The following is a 22,809-nucleotide window of genomic DNA, read 5'->3' as shown; positions in this document are numbered from 1 at the left end:
GTCCAGGCACTCGCGCTCGCGCCATCCGCGCGGCACGATGCTGTTAGCGGATACTGCACCCTGTCGCGCCGAGAGTGCGACAGGGCTCGTGTCCTGTGAGCGGAGGGAGAGAGGGTGCTCGGCTACATCCTCAGACGCATACTGCAGGTGATCCCGGTTTTCCTGGGCTCGACGCTGCTGATCTATTTCCTGGTGTTCGCCATGCCCGGCAACCCGATCCTCGCCCTCTTCGGCGACAAGACGCCCAGTGACGCCCTTCTGGCACAGCTCGAGGCGCAGTACCACCTCGACCAGCCGTTCATCGTCCAGTACTTCTACTACCTGATGGGCATCTTCCAGGGCGACCTGGGCAACACCTTCTCTGGGCAGTCGGTGAACGACGTCCTGGCCCGCACGCTCCCCGTCACCGGTCGGCTGGCGGTCATGGCGATCGCGATCGAGTTCACGCTCGCCATCATCATCGGCACGATCTCGGCCCTGCGCAAGGGCAAGATCTTCGACAACGTGTCGCTCGTGATCTCGCTCGTCTTCGTGGCGATCCCGATCTTCGTGCTGGCGTTCCTCGCGCAGTACTTCCTCGCCATCCAGCTCGGCTGGTTCCGGCCGACGGTCGGCGCCCAGAACGACTGGGGCGATCTCTGGCTCCCGGCCCTCGTCCTCGGCGTCAGTCTCTACGCGACCAGCATGCGCCTGATGCGCGGCTCGGTCATCGACACGCTCAACCAGGACTGGGTGCGCACCGCCTACAGCAAAGGGCTCCCGCGCCGGCGGGTCATCCCCGTGCACGTGCTCCGGAACTCCCTCATCCCGGTCATCACCAACTCCGCCACCAACTTCGGCGTGCTGCTGGTGGGCGCGACCGTGACCGAGGCCATCTTCAACGTGCCGGGCGTCGGCAAGACCCTCTTCGACGCGACCCTGAAGCACGAGGGCCCGACGATCGTCTCGTTCGTCACGGTCTTCGTCATCCTCTACGTGCTCGTCAACCTCGTCATCGACCTCTTGTACGGTCTGCTCGACCCGAGGATTCGCTATGTCAAGTAACTCCGATCTGCCTACACACTTCGTCGCCCCGATCAAGGACGCGGCGGTCGTCGTCGACGCCGTCCGAGTCGACGAGAAGCCGTCGAGCCTGTGGCGGGACGCCTGGCGGGACCTCCGCAAGCGCCCGACGTTCTGGATCTCGCTGGCGATCGTCGCGGTGGTGCTGCTGATGGCGGCCTTCCCCACGCTCTTCACGCATACCCCGCCCAACGACAACTGCCAGCTCGCCAACAGCAACGGCGGTCCCGCCGCCGGCCATCCGCTCGGGTTCACATTCCAGGGATGCGACATCTATGCCCGCATCGTCTGGGGCTCGCGCACCTCGCTCGCGGTGGGACTTCTCGCGACGCTGATCGGCTCCTCCATCGGCCTGGTCATGGGCGCGCTCGCCGGCTTCTACGGCGGCTGGCTCGACTCGCTGCTCTCGCGCGTGGGCGACATCTTCTTCGCGATCCCCTACATCCTGGCGGCCGTGGTGGTCATGAGCGTGTTCTCCAACTACCGCAACGTGTTCACGCTCGCCCTCGCCATCGGCGGATTCGCGTGGGCGTCGACGGCGCGTGTCGTGCGCGCCGAGATCCTGAGGGTGAGACAGGCCGACTTCGTCACGGCCTCCCGCGCCCTCGGGCAGTCGCGGTTCCAGACCCTGGTCTCGCACGTCGTGCCGAACGCGATCGCCCCGCTGATCGTGCTCTCGACCCTCGCTCTCGCCGCCGCGATCGTCGCCGAGGCGACACTCGCGTTCCTCGGCGTCGGGCTCGGGTCCGGCGTCATGTCGTGGGGCGCGGACATCAGCAACGCGCAGACGTCGCTGCGCGTCGCCCCGATGGCACTGATCTGGCCGTCCATCGCGTTGACCGTGACGGTCCTCGCGTTCATCCTGCTGGGCGAGCTGATCCGCGACGCCCTCGACCCGAGAGCGAGGGCGCGCCGATGAGCGACACCACCGCCACCCCGCTGCTCCGCATCCGGAACCTGCGCGTCGCCTTCGACACGCAGAACGGCAGCCGAGAGGTGCTGCACGGCGTCGACCTCGACGTCTTCCCCGGCGAGACCGTCGCGATCGTGGGGGAGTCCGGGTCGGGCAAGTCCACGACCGCCTCGGCCGTGGTGAACCTCCTCCCGGGGACGGGACACGTCACCTCGGGCAGCATCACCCTCGACGGACGGGAGCTCACCGAGCTGACGCCCGGACAGATGGAGAAGGTCCGGGGCCGCGACATCGGCTACGTCCCGCAGGACCCGATGTCGAACCTCAACCCGGTGTGGAGCATCGGCTTCCAGGTGAAGGAGGCCATCCGCGCGAACGGCATCGCGTCCGGACGCCAGGCGGTGAACGCCCGCGCGATCGAGGTGCTCAAGCAGGCCGGTCTCGCCGACGCCGAGAAGCGCCTGCACCAGTACCCGCACCAGTTCTCCGGCGGGATGCGGCAGCGCGCGCTCATCGGGATCGGCCTCGCCGCCGACCCGAAGCTCCTGATCGCCGACGAGCCCACCTCGGCGCTCGACGTCACGGTGCAGCGCGTCATCCTCGACCACATGGCGACCCTCACGCGGGAGAAGGGCACCTCGGTGCTGCTCATCACCCACGACCTCGGCCTCGCCGCCGAGCGCGCCTCGACCATCATCGTGATGCAGGACGGCGAGATCGTCGAGGCGGGTCCCAGCCGCGAGATCCTGCAGAACCCGCTGCACCCCTACACGCAGCGGCTCGTCGCCGCGGCGCCGTCGATCGCCTCGCAGCGCCTGCAGGCCGTCGCGGAGCGCCGCGGCATCGAGACGAGCGAGGATCTCGAGGCGATCCCGCCGACCGTCCGGGTCTCGGAGCTGACCAAGGACTACAAGATCCGGCAGGGCAGCTTCCGCAGCGAGCCGTTCCGCGCCGTCGACGCGGTCTCGTTCGAGATCCCGCGCGGCAAGACCCTCGCCCTCGTCGGCGAGTCCGGCTCGGGCAAGTCGACGGTGGCGAAGATGGTGCTCAAGCTCGAGGAGCCGACCTCCGGCACGATCGAGATCGACGGCGAGGACATCTCGCGGATCTCCGGCCGGGACGCCTTCGCGCTGCGGCGGCGGATGCAGCCGGTCTTCCAGGACCCGTACGGCTCGCTCGATCCGCTCCGCAACATCGGCAACACGATCGCCGAGCCGCTCGACATCCACAAGGTGGGCGACCGGGCATCCCGGCGGGCGCGGGTGCGGGAGCTGCTCGACCAGGTGTCACTCCCGCAGGATCTCGCGACGCGCTACCCGAGCGAGCTCTCCGGCGGGCAGCGTCAGCGCGTCGCGATCGCGCGCGCTCTCGCCCTCAAGCCCGACATCGTCGTGCTCGACGAGGCGGTCTCGGCGCTCGACGTGCTGGTGCAGGACCAGATCCTGAAGCTCCTCGCGGAGCTCCAGTCCGAGCTCGGGCTCACCTACCTCTTCATCACCCACGACCTGGCGGTGGTGCGCGTGGCGGCCGACACGGTCGCAGTCATGGAGCGGGGGCGGATCGTCGAGCAGGGCACGGTCGACGAGATCTTCGCGAACCCCGCCGAGGAGTACACCCGGCGTCTCCTCGACGCGATCCCGGGTGCGTCCATACCGCTCGGAGGCACGCGCTGACCCGTACCGTCCACCGATCCACGTCGGCGCCCGTCGGGCTCATCGGCTCGGCGGCCGTCGCGGCGTTCCTGCTCGGCGATGCGCTCCTGCGCAGCGGCGTCGTCACCACCCTTCTGCTCGCGCCGTGGGTGCTGCTGGTGCTGTGGGGCGTGTACGTCGTGGTGTTCGCATCGGCGGTGACGACGGATGCGGAGGGCATCACGGCGCAGAACTACCTCCGCCGCACGCGGGTGCCGTGGGGAGCGGTCGAGGACATCGACCTGCGTTACCAGCTCGTCATCACGACCCGCGACGGAGGTCGGCTCACCTGCTTCGGCGGGCCGGTCTCGGGTCGGCCCGGGCGTCTTTCGCGGTCTGCGGGTGACGACGAGGCCAGGCGCGTCCCGTCGGCGCTGCGCGAGGTCGATCGCATCCGGGCGGAGTGGGACGACGCGCGCGAACGCGGCGCGGCGGACGGTGCTGTCACTCGCTCGTGGGACCTCGCCGCTCTGGTGGCGCTGCTCGTGCTCGTCGTGGCCGCGGTCGTCGCGACGGTGATCGCCGCGGCGTGAGGCGCGTCGCACCGGTTCCGGTCTCCGGTCCGCGTCGGGAGGCCGCATCCGCTCCGCCGACCCTCCCGGAGCCCTCGCAGGCGGCTGCGGTAGGCTAGGGCGACCGGCATCCCGGCTCACCCCTCCACGCAAGGACTCCTCGAATGGCGCGCGCCCTCCGCTCCGATCTGCGAAACGTCGCGATCGTCGCCCACGTCGACCACGGCAAGACGACCCTGGTCGACGCCATGCTCCGCCAGACCGGATCGTTCGGCGATCACGCGCACGTCGAGGACCGCGCCATGGACTCGAACGATCTCGAGCGGGAGAAGGGCATCACGATCCTCGCCAAGAACACGGCGATCACCTACAACGGCGAGCACACCGACGTGCCGGTCACCATCAACGTGATCGACACCCCGGGCCACGCCGACTTCGGCGGCGAGGTCGAGCGCGGCCTGTCGATGGTCGACGGCGTCGTGCTCCTCGTCGACGCGAGCGAGGGCCCGCTCCCGCAGACCCGCTTCGTGCTGCGCAAGGCGCTGGAGGCGAAGCTTCCCGTCATCCTGCTCGTCAACAAGACCGACCGCCCCGATGCACGCATCGCCGAGGTCGAGGAGGAGGCGCACGACCTGCTGCTCGGCCTCGCCTCCGACCTCGTCGACGACGTTCCCGACCTCGACGTCGACGCGCTGCTCGACGTGCCGGTCGTCTACGCGTCGGGTCGCGCCGGCGCGGCGTCCCGCACCCGTCCCGACAACGGCGCCCTGCCCGACAACGACGACCTCGAGCCGCTGTTCGAGGCCATCCTCGAGCACGTGCCCGCGCCGGTCTACGACGACGAGGCTCCGCTGCAGGCCTGGGTCACCAACCTCGACTCGAGTCCCTTCCTCGGCCGCCTCGCGCTCCTGCGCGTGTTCAACGGCACGCTGAAGAAGGGGCAGACCGTCGCCTGGGTGCGCCACGACGGCTCGCACTCGAACGCCCGCATCACCGAGCTGTTGAAGACCCGTGCCCTCGAGCGCTACCCGGCCGAGTCCGCCGGGCCCGGCGACATCGTCGCGATCGCCGGCTTCGAGGACATCACGATCGGCGAGACGATCGCCGACCCCGACGACGTCCGACCGCTCCCGGCCATCACGGTCGACGACCCCGCGATCTCGATGACGATCGGCACGAACACGTCGCCGCTGGTCGGCAAGGTCAAGGGCCACAAGCTGACCGCGCGCATGGTGAAGGACCGCCTCGACCGTGAGCTCATCGGAAACGTCTCGCTCAACGTCGTCGACATCGGTCGCCCCGACGCGTGGGAGGTGCAGGGGCGCGGCGAGCTCGCGCTCGCCATCCTCGTCGAGAACATGCGTCGTGAGGGCTTCGAGCTGACCGTCGGCAAGCCCCAGGTGGTCACCAAGAAGGTCGACGGCAAGACGTTCGAGCCCTTCGAGCACCTCACGATCGACGCCCCCGAGGAGTACCTCGGCGCGATCACGCAGCTGCTGGCCGCCCGCAAGGGCCGCATGGAGACCATGACGAACCACGGCACCGGCTGGGTGCGGATGGAGTTCGTCGTGCCCTCGCGCGGCCTCATCGGGTTCCGCACCGAGTTCCTGACGACCACGCGCGGCACCGGCATCGCCAACGCCATCTCACACGGGTACGAGCCGTGGGCGGGGCAGATCGTCACGCGCCAGAACGGCTCGATCGTCGCAGACCGCTCCGGCGTGGTCACCCCGTTCGCGATCATCGCCCTGCAGGAGCGCATGTCGTTCTTCGTGCAGCCGACCCAGGAGGTCTACGAGGGCATGGTCATCGGCGAGAACTCGCGCGCCGACGACATGGACGTGAACATCACCAAGGAGAAGAAGCTCACGAACATGCGTTCCGCGACGGCGGACACGTTCGAGTCGATGACGCCGCCGCGTCAGCTCTCCCTGGAGGAGAGCCTCGAGTTCGCCCGCGAGGACGAGTGCGTCGAGGTCACGCCGGAGATCGTCCGCATCCGCAAGGTGGTGCTCGACGCGACCGAGCGCGGCCGTGCCACCGCGCGCCTGAAGCGCCAGGACGCAAGCGTCTGACCCAGACCGGGGCGCGCTGAGACGAGAACGATCGGCCCAGACGAGGAACAATCTCGAGGGCGAGTCCTCGTCTCGGCCGATTCTCCTCATCCGGACGGGGGGTTGTCCTGCGGTCGGGTCACGGAGAGTCGGTCCGGGCTGCTCCGGTGGGCTCAGCGCAGCTCGGAGACCAGCACCGCGCTGGTGCCGGGCTCGGTGGCCTCGAACACGTGCGCGGCATCGCCCCGGTACGACAGATAGTCGCCGGGTGCGAGCGTGACCGGCCCGTCCGCCGGTCCGACGAGCGCGCCGCCGCTGATGAGGATCACGTGCTCCGTGGTGCCGGGCGGATGGGGAGAGGAGTCCCGGGCCTGACCGGGCTCGGCGCGCACCAGGTAGATGTCGCGACGCGCGTTCGGCGCACTCGCCGACAGGAGCGCCGCGGAGTATGCGGCCGTCGCCGCTCGCACGTCGGCCGCATCGGTGGCGCGGATGAGGGTCGGCCCGGCGGAGGGCTCGTCGACGAGCTGTGCGAAGGGGATCTGCAGAGCATCGCCCAGCGCCCACAGCGTCTCGACGCTCGGGTTTCCCGAGCCGTTCTCGAGCTGGGAGACGGTGGCCTTCGACACGCCCGCCCGGCGGGCGAGCTCGGACACGCCGATGCCCGCCGCCTCGCGTTCCCGGCGGAGCCTGCGGGCTATGCGCGTTCCGAGGTCCATCTGTTCAGTATGGCAAACACTCGTTCGCTTTGACATTTGTCCGGTCAATGTTCAGAATGCTGGTCATGCGTTCATCATCGCGAACGTCGCTGCTCATCCTCCACCGGGGCCGACCATGACCGGGTCCGACGTGGTGCACACCCGCCGCGCGACGCGGCAGGGCCTGGCGGTCGCGCTGGCGACGAGCGCGTACGGCATCTCGTTCGGCGCTCTGAGCGTGGCCTCCGGGCTCGACGTCTGGCAGACCTGCATCCTGAGCCTCGCCATGTTCACCGGCGGATCGCAGTTCGCCTTCGTCGGGGTGATCGGGGCGGGCGGCCTCGTCGCGGCGCCCGCCGCGATCGCGTCGGCGGCGCTGCTCGGCGTCCGGAACGTCGCGTACGGGATGCGGATGTCGTCCGTCGTCGGCAGTGGCCTCTGGCGCAAGGCCGCTGCGGTGCCCTTCACGATCGACGAGTCGACCGCCGTCGCGCTGGCGCAGACCCGGCCGCGAGCACGGACGCGGGGCTTCTGGGTGACCGGGCTCGGCATCTACGCGGGCTGGAACCTGACGACACTCCTCGGAGCGCTCCTCGGCGACGTGCTCGGGGACCCGCGCGCCTACGGACTGGACGCGGCGGCCGCCGCCGCGTTCCTGGCACTCCTGTGGCCGCGACTGCGCGGGCGGCAGGCGATCGCGGTGGGGATCGCCGCCGCGGTGGTGGCGACGGCGCTCACGCACGCACTGATGCCGGGCATGCCGGTGCTGATCGCGGCGGTCGTCGCGATCGCCGTCGGGTGGTTCGACTGGTGGGGGAGACGCGCGCCGACGTCCGGTGCGCCGGACGGCGCGGTGACGCGATGAGCCTCTGGGCGGCGGTGCTGCTGGCCGCGATCGTCTGCGTGGCGCTGAAGGCGGTCGGATACCTCATCCCGGCGCGGTTCCTGGAGGCCCCGCGACCCGCGCGGATCGCGGATCTTCTCACGGTGGCGCTGCTCGCCGCACTCGTCGCCGTGCAGACCCTGGGCGCGGGTCAGGCGGTTCTCATCGACGCCCGCGTGCCGGCCGTGCTCGTCGCCGCGGGGCTGCTGGCGATCCGCGCGCCCTTCCTCGTCGTGGTTGCCGCCGCGGCCCTCGTCGCGGCGCTGCTGCGCCTGGCCGGCTGGGCCGCGTAGCGGCTCCGGATCACGCCGTCGACGCGGTCTGAGCGGGCGCAACACGGGTTCACGTTGAGGCACAGATCGCAACGCGGCGTGCGCCGGAGCCTCTGCAGCGACCGAGGAGCTCCGGCCGCATCCGCGTGATTCCGCGCGTGCCGCGCGGGAGCGAGAGACCGACGTCAACGATCGGCTGTCGCGATGGGTTCCGATCGCTCCTCGTCATTGGACGCTCTCTCACAGCCCTGCACAGACTCGCAAGCATGACCCGCCCTCTCCACCTCAACCTGCTCGTCACGGGCTTCGGCGCGCACGCCGGTGCCTGGCTGCATCCGGAGACGGCGGGCGTCGACACGCGCCTGCTCGAGCACTACATCCGGATCGCGGAGACGGCCGAGCGGGGAACGTTCGACGCCCTGCTCTTCGCCGACTCGCCCGCGCTCGGTCGCGCGGCCGGCCTCTATCTCGCCAACCCGTTCGAGCCGATCACGCTCCTCGCGGCGATCGCCGCGCGCACCAGCCACATCGGCCTCATCGCGACCGCGTCGACCTCCTTCAACGAGCCGTACAACCTCGCCCGCTTCATCTCCTCGGTGGACCTCATCAGTGCGGGGCGGGCCGGTTGGAACGCCGTGACGACCTCGAACCTCGAAGCGGCGAAGAACTTCGGCCTCGACGAGCACCTCGCGCACGCCGCCCGCTACGAGCGGGCCGACGAGTTCATCGAGGTCGTGCAGCGGCTCTGGCACAGCTGGGCGGTCGATGCCGTCGAGCCGGATCAGGCGCAGAAGCGTCAGGTGCGCGCCGACAGCGTGCACGACATCGGGCACGCCGGGTCGCACTTCCGCGTCGGCGGTGCGCTCAACGTGCCGCCGAGCGCGCAGGGCCGGCCGGTGCAAGTGCAGGCCGGGGGATCGGCGGCGGGCATCGAGCTCGGCGCGCGGCACGCCGAGCTCGTCTACGCGAACGCCGGATCGCTCGAGGCGTCGCGTGCGTTCCTCCAGGAGTTCAAGGAGCGCGCCGCGTCGTTCGGGAGGAACCCCGCGCACATCGCGATCGCGCCGGGCGTCGTGCCCTTCGTCGCCGACACCGAAGAGGGTGCGCGGCGCCTCAAGGCGGAGCTGGAGCACTCGATCGACCTCGACGCCCTGCTGCCGGCGGCCGAGCGGCATCTGTACGTTGATCTCAGCGGATATGACCCGGAAGACCCCTTCCCGGTCGAGCTGCTGCCCGAGGACTCCCTCGTGACGAACTCGATCCGCACCTACACGCAGCTCGCCGCCGACATCCGGGCCGGCGGCTACACGGTGCGCAAAGCCCTGCTGCGCGTGGGCGGCGGCACGATCCACCGCGAGTTCGTCGGCAGCGTCGACCAGTTCGTCGACGAGCTCGCCGAATGGTCGGTCGCCGGTGCCGCGGACGGATTCACGCTGATGCCGCCGCTCGTGCCGAGCGTGCTCGACACGCTCGCCGATCAGGTCGTACCGGCGCTCCGCTCCCGCGGGCTGTTCCGCGAGGGATACGAGTCCACCACGCTCCGCGGCCACTACGGCCTGCCGATCCCGGAGGAGCCGACGCGGGCGCGCCATGCGGCGGCGGTTCCCGCGTAGCAGTCGGGCGGGCGCCATCCGGATGGTGTTCGCGTATGCGGATCCGGCGCTTTCGGGATCCGATGACCTTCAGGCAGTGATGACGAGGAGACACGCATGAGCACGATCGACGCGTCCCCGACGAGGGCGGCGCCGTCGCGGCACGCCGCGCTGGCCGTCGCGGCGCTCCGCCGGCTGGGTTCACTGCTGCTCGTTCTGCTGCTGACGGCGACGATCACGTTCGCCGTGCTGGAGTTCGCGGGCGGCGACACCGTCTCGGCCGTCCTCGGGCAGAACGCGGTCGTCGATGAGGCGACCCGGCAGGCCGTGATCGCCCAGTACGGTCTCGATCAGCCCGTGTGGATCCGTTACGTCGACTATCTCGGGGGCCTCATCGTCGGCGACTTCGGGCAGTCCTACGCGCAGCGCAAGCCCGTCGCGGAGGTGCTGGCGACCGGGGTGTGGCCCACTCTGCAGCTCGCGCTGTCGGCGGCAGCGCTCGCGATCGTCATCGCGCTCATCGTGGGCCTGTCCACCGGGCGCGGACGGCCGGTGCCGAGGGTCGTCGCCCAGGCGATCGAGCTGGTGCTCGTGTCGACGCCCACCTTCTGGCTCGGCATCATCCTGCTCACGGTGTTCGGCTTCGGGCTGCGCTGGTTCCCGGTATGGGGTGACAGCGGCTGGCAGAGTCTCGTGCTGCCGACGATCGCCCTCGGGCTTCCGATCGCGGCCGTGCTCTCGCAGGTGATCCGCGAGGGCGCCGACAAGGCCGAGAGTCAGCCGTTCGTGATCTCGGCGCGAGCCCGCGGGATCACCGAACGGCGATTGCGCTACGTGCACATCCTCACGCACGCCTCGGGACCCGCCCTCAACGTCGCAGGGCTCGTGATCGGCGGGCTCCTGGGCGGGGCGGTCCTCACCGAGAGCGTGTTCGGCCGCCCCGGCCTCGGCTCGATCGCGCTGCAGGCGATCCTCAGCCGCGATCTGCCGGTCGTGCTCGCGGTGGTGCTCGTATCGGCTGCCGTGTACGTGCTCGCGAGCACGCTGACCGATGTCGTGCAGTCGTCCCTCGATCCGAGGACGAGCCTGAGCGGACGGAGACGGCAGACATGAGCATCGATCTCGCCACCGCGACCTCGACCGCCGCGGACGAGCCCATCGTGACCGAGCATGCGCCGGCCCGAACCGTGTCGGCCGGCGCCGGGGCACCGCCGCGCGCCACGCGACGGGCCACGGTGCTGAGCTCGGCCGGCACCGTCGTCCTCCTCGCGCTGGTCGTGCTTCTCGCACTCGTGGTGGCGGCGCCGCAGTGGCTCGCCCCCTACCCGCCCCTGGCGGCGGACCCGACGGCGGCGCTGCAGCCGCCCAGCGCCGCGCACCTGCTCGGCACCGATCCGATCGGGCGCGACGTGCTCTCGCGGATTCTCTACGGAGCCAGGTACTCGCTCTCGATCGGCGTCGGCGCGACCCTCATCGGTGCGGTCACGGGTCTCATCCTGGGGACGATCGCGGGGCTCTCTCCGCGCGTGGTCGACGAGATCGTCGTGCGCTTCCTCGACGTCATCAACGCCGTCCCCGAGATCCTGCTGGCGCTCGTCGTGATCGCGGTCATCGGCCCGGGGCCCGTCAACATCATCCTCGCCATCGGCGTCGCCTCCATCCCGCGTTTCGCCCGGGTCGTCCGCGTGCAGGTGCTCTCGCTGCAGCACAGCGGCTGGGTCGAGCTCGCCCTCACACAAGGGCTGTCGTATCCGCGGCGGATCGTCAAGCACATCATCCCGAACACCGTCGGCCCGGTCGTCGTGCTCGCCACGATCGGCACCGGCACGGCGATCCTCAACGCGGCGGGACTCTCGTTCCTGGGGCTCGGGCCGCAGCCGCCCGCGCCAGAGTGGGGCGCCATCCTGGCCGAGAGCCGGGACTACTTCCATCTCGGGTGGTGGGTGGCAGTCTTCCCGGGCCTCGCCGTGCTGTCGACGGTGTGCCTCATCACGGTCGTCGGCCGGCGCCTGCAGCGACGCTTCGAAGGGCGGGTGGAGTGACATGTCCGTGAGCATCAGCGACGCCCGCCGCCCGCTCGCGCGCATCCGCGACCTCAGCATCGGCTTCCGCCAGCGCGGAGTGACGGTGCCGGCGGTCGAGCACGTCTCGTTCGACGTCTGGCCCGGACGCGTGCATGCGCTCGTCGGCGAGTCCGGCTCGGGCAAGAGCGTCTCGGCGCGGGCTCTCGTGGGCCTCAACGGGCGCCTGGCGCGTACCGAGGCGAAGGAGCTCACCTACCGGGGCAAGGACGTGCGCAGGTTCGGCGCGTACGAATGGCGGGCCGTACGCGGGCGGCAGATCGGACTGGTGCTGCAGGATGCCCTGCAGTCCCTCGATCCGCTCCGTACCGTCGGGCGGGAGATCGCCGAGGCGCTCGGCACGCCCCGGTTGCGTCTCGACGACGAGCTGCTCGCCCGGATCGCCGACCTCCTCACGAGCGTCGGCATCCCGGATGCTGCCTCTCGCATCGACCAGTACTCGTATCAGCTGTCCGGCGGGCTCCGCCAGCGCGTGCTCATCGCGGCCGCGATCGCCCGGAACCCGCGCCTGATCATCGCGGATGAGCCGACGACCGCCCTCGACACGACGATCCAGAAGGAGATCATCACGCTGCTGCGCAGCGCGGTGCAGGACGACGTCGGACTCCTGCTCATCAGCCACGACCTGTCGCTCGTCGCCGAGATCGCCGATACCGTCTCGGTGCTCGAGCGCGGAAGCGTCGTCGAGGAGGGCGACACGACCGACGTGCTCACCCGGCCGGCTCACCCGTACACGCGGAAGCTCCTGCGCGCGGTGCCGAGCGCCCAGGCGCGCGGCCGGCGGCTCTCGGTGCCGACCGCGGCTGTCGCGGAGTCGGTGACGGCCGAGGCGCCTCCGGCCCGCAGGATCGGCGAGGTCGTACTGAGCGGTCACGCGCTGCGCAAGACGTTCGTCCACGACGGTCACGCGCGGGTCGCTCTCGACGGCGTGTCGTTCACCCTGCGCGACGGGGAGACCCTGGGCGTCGTCGGCGAGTCCGGATCGGGGAAGACCACGCTCCTGCGCACCATCCTCGGCCTCAGCACGCCGGATGCGGGCGAGGTCCGACTGGGAGAGACCCTGTGGAACCCGAGCCCGGAGCGCGATCGCCGTCCGCGCCGGAGCGACCTGCAGCTCGTCTCGCAGGACCCGTTGGGCTCCTTCGACCCGCGCTACTCGGCGGAGCGCCTCATCCTCGACGGGGCGCGAGTGTCTGGACTGCGCGGGGACGGCGCGCGACGGCGCGCGACCGAGCTGGCGGATGCCGTGGGGCTCACCGCGCAGCAGGTGCGCAGGAACCCCCGCGAGCTCTCCGGTGGCCAGCGCCAGCGCGTGGCCATCGCCCGCGCGCTCGCCGCACAGCCGCGGATCCTCGTGTGCGACGAGCCGGTCTCCGCCCTCGACGTCTCGGTGCAGGCGCAGGTGCTCGATCTGCTGCACGACCTCCGGCAGGCGTTCGGCACCTCGATCGTGTTCGTGTCGCACGACCTCGGGGTGATCTATCACGTCTCCGATCGTGTGCTCGTGCTCAAGGACGGCATCGTCGTCGAGACGGGCGACGTCGTCGAGGTCTACCGCGACCCGCAGCATCCCTACACCCAGCGCCTGCTCGACGCCGTGCCGAAGCTCGCCACGGCGAGCGCCCGAGCCCACGGGCCGGGCTGACCGCCCGCCCCGTCCCCTCACGACCGTACGAAACGAAAGGAACGCCATGTCCCAGGATGCAGAGTTCGACATCGAGCCCAAACGACGATCGCGACGCCCGTGGATCATCGCGGGGGCTGTCGCCGTGGTGGCGGTGGTCGTCGTCGGCGTGGTCGTGTTCGCGGGCACGAGGGGATCCGACGATGCCGAGCCGGCCGCGGCCGGAAGCGCCGAGCCAGTCGACGGCGGCACACTCCACTATGCGGTGGGCACCACGACCGACACGGTCGACCCGTCGCTGTCGCCGGGCAACTCCTGGATCACCGCGCAGATCGTGGACTCCCTCGTGTATCACAACGAGGACTTCACCTTCTCGCCGTGGCTCGCCGAGAGCTGGGAGATCTCCGACGACGGGCGCGAGTACACGTTCCACCTCCGTGACGACGTGACCTTCAGCGACGGCACGCCGTTCGACGCCGAGGCGGTCAAGGCGAACTTCGACCGCATCGCCAACCCGGAGACCGCCTCGTCCTACGCCAAGTCATTGCTCGGACCCTACGAGGAGACGGTCGTCGTCGACGAGCTCACCGCGACCGTGCGCCTCGCGGAGCCGCTGACGTCGTTCCTGCAGGGACTGAGCCTGCCCTACCTCGGCATCCAGTCGCCGACCTACCTCGAGGAGGCCGGCAGCGACACCGCAAGCTCGGTCGTGGGCTCCGGGCCCTACGTGCTCGCCGACATCACGCCCGGTCAGTCGTGGACGCTCGAGAAGCGCGCGGACTACGCGTGGGCGCCGGAGTCGAAGGACCACGGCGCCGCCTACCTCGACCGCGTCGAGCTCTCGTACGTGCCGGAGGGGTCCGTGCGGGTCAACGGCGTGACCGCGGGCGAGTTCGACCTCATCAACGGCGTCTCGTACTCGCAGTACGGGACGCTCCGGGACTCCGACGAGGTCACGCTCATCGACTACCAACCCGGCGGCGTGGCGACCGGGATCGCCCTGAACCTCACGTCGGGAATCTTCCAGGACGAGAATGTCCGTGCAGCGTTCCAGCGCTCCTTCGACGTCGAGGGACTGATCGAGTCGACGTTCTACGGCGCGATCGAGGCCGCCACGGGAGGCGCCTTCACCGAGAACTCGCGGTACTACGACGCCTCCGTCGGCGAGGCCTACGGCTACGACATCGACGTGGCCACGCGCCTGCTCGACGAGGCGGGATGGTCCGAGGTCGGTGCCGACGGCATCCGCCAGAAGGACGGGCAGCCGCTCAGCGTCAAGCTCCTCTCGTTCCCCGAGCCCTCCCAGGATGTGCTGAACCTCGTGCAGGCGCTTCAGCAGGCAGGTCTCGAGGCGGGCTGGGACATCCGGTACGAGCAACTGGACCGGGCCGTCTGGAACGAGACGATCAACGCCGGCGACTACGACCTGCAGCTCCACAGCTACTTCCGCGCCGATCCCGACATCGCACGCACCGTGTGGTCGCAGGAGTTCGTGCCGCCGTGGGGATACAGCTTCTCGTGGCCTGAGGACGACGCGTTCGAAGCGCTGCTGAACGAAGGGGCGCAGACGCCCGACGGAGACGAACGGCAGGCGATCTACGAGGAGATCCAGGCATACGTCATCGACGAGGGCTGGGAACTGCCGCTCTATCCGATCTCGCGTCCGTTCGCGTTCACCGAGGGCATCCACGGTCTCAGCCTGAACGGCACGGCCGTGCCCTACATCTATGACCTCTGGAAGACCTCAGGAAAGGAATGACCATGACCATTCTCGGACGAACCGGGCTCGACGTGTTCGGGCTGCAGCTGGGCGGGAACCCCTTCGGCCACACGGCCGACGAGGCGACCTCGCACGCCATCCTCGACCGCTACGCCGCGGCGGGGGGCAACTTCATCGACACCGCCGACGTCTACTCAGCGTGGATCGACGGGAACTCCGGCGGCGAGTCGGAGACGATCATCGGCACGTGGCTCGCGAGCAGGCGCAACCGCGACACACAGATCGTCGCCACCAAGGTCGGCGGGCTGGAACCCTACCGCACGCTCACCCGCGCGAACGTGCGCGCGGGGCTCGACGCCTCGCTGCGACGGCTGCAGACCGACTACGTCGACCTCTACTACCTGCACCGGGACGACACCGACACGCCGCAGGAGGAGACCCTCGAGGCGCTCGACGAGCTCGTCCGGGAGGGGAAGGTGCGCCACATCGGCGCCTCGAACTTCACGGCCGACCGGCTGCGGAGCGCGATCGAGGTCTCCCGTGCCCACGGGTGGTCGGAGTTCACCGTGGTGCAGGACGACTACAGTCTGGTCAACCGCGCGCACTACGAGCACGGCACGCGGGAGGTCGCCCTCGAGTACGATCTGGTCAACCTGCCCTTCCGGTCGCTCGCGAAGGGCTTCCTCGCGGGAAAGTACCGGCCGGGTGTGCCGTACGAGGAGAGCACGCACACGCCGATCGGGTCGTCCTATGTGGACAGGTACGGCGCGACCGTGCTGCCGGTGCTGGATCGTCTCGCCGAGAAGCACGGGGTGCCGGTCGCGGCGATCGGCCTTGCCTGGGTCACCACCCAGCCGACGATCGCCGTGCCCCTCTCCGGCTCGCGGACGATCGAGCAGCTCGAGCAGGCGCTCCCGGTCGTCGGGGTGCAGCTGGCGGAGGGCGAGGCGGCGGAGCTGACGGCGCTCACCGAACCCGAGCCGGCCGTGGTCGGTTCGTGAGCTCAGGTCTGCACGACGAGGTCGAGGCGCTCTATCCGGAGCTCTTCGACGTCTTCGCCGACCTGCACCGGCACCCGGAGATCGGCTTCGAGGAGCACCGCACGACCGCTCGGGTCGTCGCGCTGCTCGAGGAGGCGGGTCTCCGCACCCGGACGAGCGACCGGGTGACCGGTGCGGTCGGCGTGCTCGAGAACGGCACGGGTCCGGTCGTGGCACTCCGAGCCGACATCGACGCCCTGCCGATCGCCGAGCGCACCGGTCTCGCCTACAGCAGCGATACGGTGGAGCGCACCGGTCCGCCCGCCATGCACGCCTGCGGGCACGACATCCACACGACGAGCCTCGTGGGCGCGGCACGGATCCTCGCTCGGCGGCGCGACGAGTGGTCGGGCACGGTCATCGCCGTCGCCCAGCCCGCCGAAGAGCTCGGAGAGGGCGCCCGGCGGCTGATCGCCTCGAGGCTGCTGGAGGGGCTTCCGGTCCCCGACGTGGTGCTCGGGCAGCACGTCGGGGGCCGGGGCGACCACCTGTTCACGAGCCGCGCCGGCGTCTACGAGGCGGGGCAGCGCAACTGGCGGGTCACGGTGCGCGCGTCCGGCGGTCATGCCGCGGGGCCCCATCGAGCGATCAATCCGCTCGGGGTCCTCGCACAGCTCGTGCTGCGCGCGCAGGCGATCGTTGGGGCGTCCGTGCCGGCGGGGGAGAAGGCGGTGCTCGTGCCCACGACGGTGCACGGCGGCATCGGGAGCAACGTGATCCCGAGCGAGGCGGCCGCGACCTTCTGCGCGCGGGCGCTCTCGGACGAGACGCTGGACGTCATCGAGTCCGCCCTCGAGCGACAGGCGCGTGGGCTCGCGGAGGCGGAGGGCGGATCGATCGAGATCGAGCGCTTCAACGTGTTCCCGCTGAACGTGAACGACGACGCCGCGCTGGGACGGGCCGTCGAGGCGCTGCGAGGCGAGTTCGGCGAGGATGCGTACGCGGAGACCGAGGCCATCCTCGGCTCGGAGGACTTCGGCGAGCTGCCGGCGTACTGGCGGGCGCCCTCCGCCTACTGGCACTTCGACCCGGGGGTCTCGCCGGCGGTAGCGGATGCGGACCGGGCGCGGGCGGGGCACTCCCCGGAGTTCGCGCCCGATCCCGAGGTCGCGTTGCGGCGCGGGACGCGGGCGCTCGCCGCGACCGCGCTGGAGTTCCTCGGCCGCGGGTGAGGCGGTGATCTCGCGGTCAGGACCCCGTCGCGACGGGGAGTTCGGGATGGTTCGACCACTGGCTCCACGAGCCCGGGAAGAGCGCCGGCTCGAAGCCCGCGAGCGTCAGCGCGACCGCCTCGTGCGCGGCCGTCACGCCGGAGCCGCAGTAGGCGCCGACGGCGGTGCCGGGGGTCACCCCGAGCGCCGTGAAGCGTTCGCGCAGCGCCTCCGGGGAGAGGAACCTGCCGTTCTCGTCCACGTTGCCGGTCGTCGGGGCGTTGCGGGCGCCCGGGATGTGCCCGGCGCGCGGATCGATCGGCTCCACGTCGCCGCGGTACCTCTCCTCGGCGCGCGCGTCGAGGAGCACGCCGTCGGCGGCGAAGCCCGCCACATCCGCCAGATCGATCGTCGGCAGAGCGCCGTACCGCAGCGTGACGGAGCCCGGCTCGACGGCCGCCGGCTCGCCGGTCTCGAGTGCGTAGCCGGCGACCGTCCATCCGCGGAGCGACCCGTCGAGGATGCGCACGTCCGCGACGCCCGCGTGACGCAGCAGCCACCACGCCCGCGAGCTCGAGAGGTTCTTCAGGTCGTCGTAGACGACGACGGTGTCGCCGTCGTCGATGCCCCAGCGGCGGGCGGACTCCTGCAGGGCCTCGACGGACGGCAGCGGATGGCGCCCGTCCGCGGGATCGCCGTGCTGCGCGAGCTCGGTGTCGAGGTCGACGTACACCGCGCCGGGGATGCGGCCGGCCAGGTACTCGGGCCTGCCGTCGGGGCGGTCGAGGCGCCAGCGCACGTCGAGCACGCGCACGGGTCCGCCGTCCGGATACGCGCCGGCGTCGAGCGCGGCGCGCAGCTCGTCCGGCGTCGTGAGGATCTCAGACATGCGCGTGCGCTCCCTCGGCCAGCTTGAACGCGAGCCGGCCGTGGGCGAAGCCGCCTCCGGCGCGGATGGCGGTGGCCACCCACGCCGACTCGGCGAGCTCCGCCTCCGACGCGCCCGCCTTCACCGCGGCCTGCGAATGGGCGTCGATGCAGTAGGTGCACTGCGTCGTGATGCCGACGGCGAGCGCGATCAGCTCCCGGTACTTCAGCGGGATCTCGCGCCCCTCGGGCGCGAACACGGTGCCGTTGAACTCGGTGAAGGCCTGGAGGATGTCAGGCGTCTCCGCCTTGTAGACGCGGGTGTAGGCCCGGTCGCCTTCCCGGTCGAAGAAGCCGCTCATGGGGATCCCGTCGGTGTCGGTGGATGGGGGAGGAGCGCGCACGTCGCGGGCGCGCCGATGCCGTGTCCGAGCATAGGCACGGGCTCCGGCGCCATCAACACGACGTGTGCATCGGAAACGATCCGGCATCCTGATGGGTGCTCCGGCACGACCCGTCTCCTTCGACGTGGCGCCCCGTGACGCCCGGTGACGTGCCCGGTCGTCACGAGCGGCGTGTCTCCCTACCATCGGAAAATGGCCGAGACGCTCGACATCATCCAGCTGCGGACATTCGTCGCGATCGACGAGTGCGGCGGATTCGGTCGCGCCGCGTCGGCGCTGCACATGAGCCAGCCCACCGTCAGCCAGCACGTCCGATCGCTCGAGAAGCGGCTGCAGCAGCAGCTCGTGCAGCGGGAGGGGCGCCGCGCGGGCTTCACCCTCGCCGGGGAGAGGCTGCTCGCCGAGGCGCGGCGGATCCTCGCGGTGCACGACGAGGCGCTCGCGCGGCTGGATGCCACCCGCAGCCGCACGATCGTGGTCGGGTCGACCGAGACGGCGGCCGAGCAGATCCTGCCGGAGCTGCTGTCGACCCTCCGCGACGCCTACCCGGACCGCCAGGTGCAGTTCCACATCGACCGGTCCACCCAGATGACGGAGGCCGTCACGAGAGGCACGATCGACCTCGCGATCGTGCTCGACACGGGGCAGGCGGTGCCCGGCACCGAGGTCGGGGCGCTTCCCCTGCACTGGTATGCCTCTCCGGGATGGACCGCTCCGGAGGACGACAGAGCGGTGCCCCTCGTGGCCTACGTCGAGCCGTGCGGCATGCGCCAGCGCGCCATCCAGGAGCTGAACGGCCAGGGGCGCCGGGTCGAGATCGTCGCGGAGTCGGGCAGCCTCGAGGGCGTGATCGCCGCGGCGCGCGCCGGTCTGGGACTCGCCGTGCTCCCGAGCGCGGGCCGCGCGCCGTCGGGCCTGGTCGTGCGTCGTGACATGCCCGACCTCGGCCGGATCTTCGTGCGGCTCATCACCCGGCGGGGTCTCGAGGACGACGTGGCGGAGACCGCCCTGCAGGCGCTCGACGGCTTCTTCGCTGTCACGAGGTACGTGCACGCGGTCTCCGCGTAGACGAGCGACGGCCTTCGCGCGCTGCGTCGGCGCGAAACACGGCGTCACGAAACCGCGCGGCGCGTCATATGCGTGCCGCGCGGGTAGTCCCGGAATCGTGGTGTCGGTCGACCGGATCCGCGTGATCTCGCGGCGGACGGGGTGAAGGTGCAGGGATCTCCGACCGATAGAGGCCAGTGATGGATTCCGATCCGTCCTCGTCGTTGGACGTCGCTGCGTCGTGCTGCGGAGACTGCTGTGACAGGCACGCCCCCGAGCGAAAGGCCCCGCCATGACCGTCGAGTTCATCAGTCTGACCTACCCGAATCCCTCGAACGAGCTGCATCCGATCCCCGGCGCGCAGATCGACACGGACTACCTCATCCGATACGCGCGAGCGGTCGAGGATGCGGGCTTCGACTACACGCTGCAGCCCTACGGCTCGTCGTCGTTCGATCCGTTCATCACGGGCGCCACCCTCGCGCAGTACACCGAACGGGTGAAGCCGATCATCGCGCTGCGGCCGAACAACATCCACCCGACCTATGCGGCGAAGACCCTCACGACGCTGGACCAGGTGAGCGGCGGGCGTGCCGTCGTGCACTTCATCTCGGGCGGCAACGACGCGGAGCAGGCGCGGGAAGGGGACTTCCTGACGAAGGAGCAGCGGTACGCGCGCACGGAGGAGTACATCCGGATCCTCCGGCGTGCGTGGCAGTCGGACGAGCCCTTCGACTGGGACGGCGAGCACTACCGTTTCACCGACTACTCCAACGGCGTGCGCCCGGTGAACGGGACGATCCCGATCTCGGTCGGCGGCTCCTCGGCGGAGGCATACCGGGTCGGCGGCGCGCTCGGCGACATCTTCGGCCTCTGGGGAGAGCCCCTGGCCGACACCCGGCAGCAGATCGACGCGATCGACGCGGCGGCGCGTGCGGCCGGGCGGCCGGATCGCCCGCGGGTGTGGGTCACGTTCCGCCCGGTCATCGTGCCGACCGAGGAGCTGGCCTGGGAGAAGGCGCATCGGGTGCTCGCCGCCCTCGAGCGCAACGTCGCGGGCGGCGTCGGTGTGCGCCCGCGGGCCGCCGAGCGGTTCACGCAGCAGCCGGAGAACGCCGGCTCTCAGCGCCTGCTCGAGGTGGCCTCTCGTGGCCAGCTGCACGACAGGGCGCTGTGGACGGAGCCGGCGCGCGTGACCAACGCGGGCGGGGCGTCGACGGCGCTGGTCGGCACGCCCGAGACGGTGGCCGCCGCCATCCTCGACTACGTCGATCTCGGTGCGGAACTCGTGTCGATCCGCGGCTACGACAACCTCAACGACGTCATCGACTACGGCCGCTACCTCCTTCCGCTCGTGCGGCAGGAGCTCGCGCACCGCGAGGCCACCGGCCGCCGGGGCGAGGTCGTCGCGCAGGAGCCCCTCGCGGAGCAGCAGCAGCCCGTCGGAGCGGCCGCGCCTTGAGCATCGGCCGTGCCGCGACGGGATGGATCCCGGCGAGCCGCTCTGCGCCGTGTGATGTCTCTTCTTGTCGCCGGTTCCTGTCGACGCGGGAGTGTCGCAGGACGGCGTTACGGCAGGGTCCGGCATAGTTGCCGGATGGCGCTTGCTCTCATCACAGGCGCGGCGCGGGCCAACAGCATCGCCGCGGGCATCGCGCCGCGATTGGTCGCGGACGGCTGGGGAGTCGTCACCAGCGATCTCGACGATGCCGACTACCCGTGCGATCTGTCGACACCGACCGGTCCTGGCGAGCTGGTGACGTCGGTCACCTCCGATCGCGGGACGATCAGCGCACTGATCCTCAGCCACGCGCACGATGTCGAATCCGGCATCCTCACGACGACGGCCGACAGCTTCGACGTGCACGTCGCCGTGAACGCCCGCGCGAGTCTTCTGCTCATCGCCGCGTTCGCGCGGCAGGCCCCGCCGGGCGGTGGAGCGATCGTCGCACTCACGAGTGATCACACGACCGGAAATCTCCCGTATGGGGCGTCCAAAGGAGCGCTCGACCGCATCGTCATCTCCGCCGCTCGCGAGCTCGGCCCACAAGGCATCTCGGCCAACGTCGTCAACCCGGGACCTATCGACACCGGTTGGATGGACGACGACCTGCGCGCCGCGTTGACGCCCGCTCATCCGTTGGGGCGCCTGGGGACTCCGGCCGACATCGCTGCCGTCGTGTCCTTTCTCGTCTCCGAGGAGGGACGCTGGGTCTCCGGCCAGCTCATCAACACGGATGGCGGATTCTCCGCACGTTTCTAGTGCCACGGCGGTGAGCACGGAGGCCGCAGTGGTCGGGGCCCAGACGTGGATGATGCGTCGTCTCGCCCGCGGAAGTACTCGAATACATGCTTCATTTTGACTATGGATTCTCTTGACATACATCGAATCTATGTACCAGACTGGGTGGCAAGTCCCGCATCGTGCCCCTCTGTTGAACGCGGGAGGCTGTCGCCGTGTGTTGCGCGGCGGGAGGGGGATTCCCGTGGGGCACGAATCACACCAGGATGCCGGTGCTGGCCGGGGCGATGCCGCGTCGGATCAGGATGCTGCCGCGGGTGATCGTGTCGGGGTTCCGTGGCGGGCGTTGAGTGATCTCGTGGACGAGGTCGTCCAGGCGCGGCGTCAGGCGTCGATAGCGCAGGCGGCCGAGGCTCGCCTGCTCGCGCGGGCGGCGGATCTGGTCGCGGACCGGATCGCGGAACGCCGCCAATCCGGGAAACGCGTCAGCGACGCGGACCTGCCCCTCCGTGAAGTCGCCCTGGAACTCGGCATGGCGGTGCGGGTGTCGGACCGCACCATCCAAGCCCGGATGGGCCGGGCGTGGTCGCTGGTGGAACACTTCCCCGCCACCCTCGCCGCGTGGGAGGAGGGGGCGATCGATCCCGGCCACGCGTGGGCGATCGCCCACGCCGGAACCGGCATCCGCACCCCCGAGAACCGCACCCGCTACGAACACCTCGCCCTCGCCGCCGCGGCCGAGGAATCCCCGGCCCGGTTCGCGCCGATCGCCCGCGCGATCGCCGCGTCCGTCGACCCCGACGCGTTCACGGAACAAGTCGCCGCAGCCACCGCGGAACGCACCGTCCGCGTCTACGACCTCGACGACGGCCTCGCCCGCCTCATCGCCGACCTCCCCGCACCCCTCGCCTACGCCATCCACGACCGCCTCACCCAGATGGCCACCACCACACCAC

General features: G+C 70.6%; 21 protein-coding genes. 18 read left to right on the top strand and 3 right to left on the bottom strand.

The features are described 5' to 3' along the window. The first annotated feature begins 114 nt into the window (after positions 1 to 114). The 5 genes from GVL03_RS15050 (at position 115) to typA (ending at position 6,253) form a co-directional block, all read left to right on the top strand. A complete protein-coding gene (locus tag GVL03_RS15050; protein ID WP_159501826.1) occupies positions 115 to 1,044 on the top strand; it encodes an ABC transporter permease in 930 nt (309 codons plus the stop codon). After that, complete coding sequence (locus GVL03_RS15045; RefSeq protein ID WP_159501825.1) at positions 1,034 to 1,981, top strand: ABC transporter permease; 948 nt, start codon at positions 1,034 to 1,036, stop codon at positions 1,979 to 1,981. The genes GVL03_RS15050 and GVL03_RS15045 overlap by 11 nt, the downstream gene beginning before the upstream one ends. Further along, complete coding sequence (locus GVL03_RS15040; protein ID WP_159501824.1) at positions 1,978 to 3,648, top strand: ABC transporter ATP-binding protein; 1,671 nt, start codon at positions 1,978 to 1,980, stop codon at positions 3,646 to 3,648. The genes GVL03_RS15045 and GVL03_RS15040 overlap by 4 nt, the downstream gene beginning before the upstream one ends. Before the next feature lie 128 nt (positions 3,649 to 3,776). Next, positions 3,777 to 4,199 (top strand): PH domain-containing protein, encoded by a 423-nt coding sequence (locus GVL03_RS15035; RefSeq protein WP_159501823.1) that lies wholly within the window; start codon positions 3,777 to 3,779, stop codon positions 4,197 to 4,199. A gap of 143 nt (positions 4,200 to 4,342) precedes the next feature. After that, positions 4,343 to 6,253, top strand: coding sequence for a translational GTPase TypA (gene typA / locus GVL03_RS15030; protein ID WP_159501822.1), 1,911 nt, complete (start codon positions 4,343 to 4,345; stop codon positions 6,251 to 6,253). Positions 6,254 to 6,405: 152 nt separating this feature from the next. Here typA and GVL03_RS15025 read toward each other — a convergent pair whose 3' ends face one another. After that, positions 6,406 to 6,951 (bottom strand): helix-turn-helix domain-containing protein, encoded by a 546-nt coding sequence (locus GVL03_RS15025; RefSeq protein ID WP_159501821.1) that lies wholly within the window; start codon positions 6,949 to 6,951, stop codon positions 6,406 to 6,408. A gap of 115 nt (positions 6,952 to 7,066) precedes the next feature. Here GVL03_RS15025 and GVL03_RS15020 point away from each other — a divergent pair, with 115 nt between their 5' ends. The 9 genes from GVL03_RS15020 to GVL03_RS14980 all read left to right on the top strand — a co-directional run bounded on the left by GVL03_RS15020 (position 7,067) and on the right by GVL03_RS14980 (position 17,314). Then, a complete protein-coding gene (locus GVL03_RS15020) occupies positions 7,067 to 7,795 on the top strand; it encodes an AzlC family ABC transporter permease (RefSeq protein WP_159501820.1) in 729 nt (242 codons plus the stop codon). Next, complete coding sequence (locus GVL03_RS15015; protein WP_159501819.1) at positions 7,792 to 8,106, top strand: AzlD domain-containing protein; 315 nt, start codon at positions 7,792 to 7,794, stop codon at positions 8,104 to 8,106. Before GVL03_RS15020 ends, GVL03_RS15015 begins: the two co-directional genes overlap by 4 nt. Positions 8,107 to 8,351: 245 nt before the next feature. Beyond that, positions 8,352 to 9,698, top strand: a complete 1,347-nt coding sequence (locus tag GVL03_RS15010) for an NtaA/DmoA family FMN-dependent monooxygenase (RefSeq protein WP_159501818.1) — start codon at positions 8,352 to 8,354, stop codon at positions 9,696 to 9,698. A gap of 96 nt (positions 9,699 to 9,794) precedes the next feature. Further along, positions 9,795 to 10,790 (top strand): ABC transporter permease, encoded by a 996-nt coding sequence (locus GVL03_RS15005; RefSeq protein WP_159501817.1) that lies wholly within the window; start codon positions 9,795 to 9,797, stop codon positions 10,788 to 10,790. Continuing rightward, the gene (locus GVL03_RS15000; protein ID WP_159501816.1) at positions 10,787 to 11,719 is read left to right on the top strand and encodes an ABC transporter permease; all 933 of its coding nucleotides are present in this window, start codon (positions 10,787 to 10,789) and stop codon (positions 11,717 to 11,719) included. The genes GVL03_RS15005 and GVL03_RS15000 overlap by 4 nt, the downstream gene beginning before the upstream one ends. 1 nt (position 11,720) lies before the next feature. Continuing rightward, positions 11,721 to 13,403: an ABC transporter ATP-binding protein gene (locus GVL03_RS14995; RefSeq protein ID WP_159501815.1), complete on the top strand. Its 1,683-nt coding sequence runs from the start codon at positions 11,721 to 11,723 to the stop codon at positions 13,401 to 13,403. Positions 13,404 to 13,449: 46 nt separating this feature from the next. Beyond that, positions 13,450 to 15,141 (top strand): ABC transporter substrate-binding protein, encoded by a 1,692-nt coding sequence (locus GVL03_RS14990; RefSeq protein ID WP_159501814.1) that lies wholly within the window; start codon positions 13,450 to 13,452, stop codon positions 15,139 to 15,141. Between the two features lie 2 nt (positions 15,142 to 15,143). Next, a complete protein-coding gene (locus GVL03_RS14985; protein ID WP_159501813.1) occupies positions 15,144 to 16,103 on the top strand; it encodes an aldo/keto reductase in 960 nt (319 codons plus the stop codon). Next, a complete protein-coding gene (locus GVL03_RS14980; protein ID WP_159501812.1) occupies positions 16,100 to 17,314 on the top strand; it encodes a M20 family metallopeptidase in 1,215 nt (404 codons plus the stop codon). Before GVL03_RS14985 ends, GVL03_RS14980 begins: the two co-directional genes overlap by 4 nt. A 16-nt stretch (positions 17,315 to 17,330) precedes the next feature. Here the strand turns inward: GVL03_RS14980 and GVL03_RS14975 are convergent, their stop codons facing one another. Next, positions 17,331 to 18,182 carry a sulfurtransferase gene (locus tag GVL03_RS14975; RefSeq protein WP_159501811.1) on the bottom strand — a complete coding sequence of 284 codons (852 nt, stop codon included), beginning with the start codon at positions 18,180 to 18,182 and terminating at the stop codon, positions 17,331 to 17,333. Beyond that, on the bottom strand, positions 18,175 to 18,522 hold the full coding sequence (locus GVL03_RS14970; RefSeq protein WP_159501810.1) for a carboxymuconolactone decarboxylase family protein: 348 nt from the start codon (positions 18,520 to 18,522) through the stop codon (positions 18,175 to 18,177). Before GVL03_RS14970 ends, GVL03_RS14975 begins: the two co-directional genes overlap by 8 nt. A gap of 234 nt (positions 18,523 to 18,756) precedes the next feature. Here GVL03_RS14970 and GVL03_RS14965 point away from each other — a divergent pair, with 234 nt between their 5' ends. From GVL03_RS14965 to GVL03_RS14950, 4 genes are all read left to right on the top strand, one after another. Next, positions 18,757 to 19,632 carry a LysR family transcriptional regulator gene (locus GVL03_RS14965; protein WP_159501809.1) on the top strand — a complete coding sequence of 292 codons (876 nt, stop codon included), beginning with the start codon at positions 18,757 to 18,759 and terminating at the stop codon, positions 19,630 to 19,632. A 271-nt stretch (positions 19,633 to 19,903) separates the two neighbouring features. Next, positions 19,904 to 21,073, top strand: a complete 1,170-nt coding sequence (locus tag GVL03_RS14960) for an LLM class flavin-dependent oxidoreductase (protein WP_159501808.1) — start codon at positions 19,904 to 19,906, stop codon at positions 21,071 to 21,073. Positions 21,074 to 21,208: 135 nt separating this feature from the next. Then, positions 21,209 to 21,874 carry an SDR family oxidoreductase gene (locus tag GVL03_RS14955; protein WP_159501807.1) on the top strand — a complete coding sequence of 222 codons (666 nt, stop codon included), beginning with the start codon at positions 21,209 to 21,211 and terminating at the stop codon, positions 21,872 to 21,874. Positions 21,875 to 22,211: 337 nt separating this feature from the next. Further along, on the top strand, positions 22,212 to 22,809 hold a 598-nt coding region (locus GVL03_RS14950; RefSeq protein WP_235038190.1), incomplete at its 3' end, for a DUF222 domain-containing protein.

The sequence above is a fragment of the Microbacterium sp. 18062 genome, from assembly GCF_902706225.1.
Taxonomy (GTDB): Bacteria; Actinomycetota; Actinomycetes; order Actinomycetales; family Microbacteriaceae; genus Microbacterium.
Note: the sequence above shows the minus strand (reverse complement) of the source record. Positions and strands in the feature narration are given on the sequence as shown.